The organism is Larkinella sp. C7, assembly GCF_006149005.1.
GTDB lineage: Bacteria > Bacteroidota > Bacteroidia > Cytophagales > Spirosomataceae > Larkinella.
In genome coordinates this window covers 1-440 of sequence record NZ_VBSL01000166.1, presented here as the reverse complement: position 1 = coordinate 440, position 440 = coordinate 1, and the positions used below count along the sequence as shown (strand labels likewise).

Below are 440 nucleotides of genomic sequence, written 5' to 3'. Positions count from 1 at the left end.
TGCGTTTGCGGAAGTCCAAAGGTTTGGTGAACCTTTTGAGCAGCTTGCCCAAAAATGTGAATGCAAGCCGAACTCTTATTCTGCCTTACGTTTCAATAGAGCAACACATTCTATGTGGTGCGTCTGAGGGAATAAGTCCACCGGTTGTACCTTCTCTAGCTTGTAGCCCAGTTCTTGGTAGAGTTTGATGTCACGCGCCATGGTGGCTGGGTTGCAGGAGATATAGGTGATTTTTGCGGGGGCGGTATCAACGCTGGCCCTGATAAAGCTTTCGGTCAGGCCCTTGCGAGGAGGGTCAACTATGATGACAGTCGGTTTGATACCCGCCTTGACCCAGTCTGCCATGGTTTTCTCGGCTGGAGCACAGACATATTCAGCATTGCTGATGCCATTTGCTTGGGCATTTTCTTTGGCATCTTGGACCGCCTTCTCTACTACTT

General features: G+C 49.8%; 1 pseudogene. It reads right to left on the bottom strand.

From position 1 onward, the window contains the following. Positions 1-75: 75 nt before the first annotated feature. Positions 76-440: pseudogene (locus FH871_RS34925) on the bottom strand (class I SAM-dependent RNA methyltransferase); the annotation flags it as partial.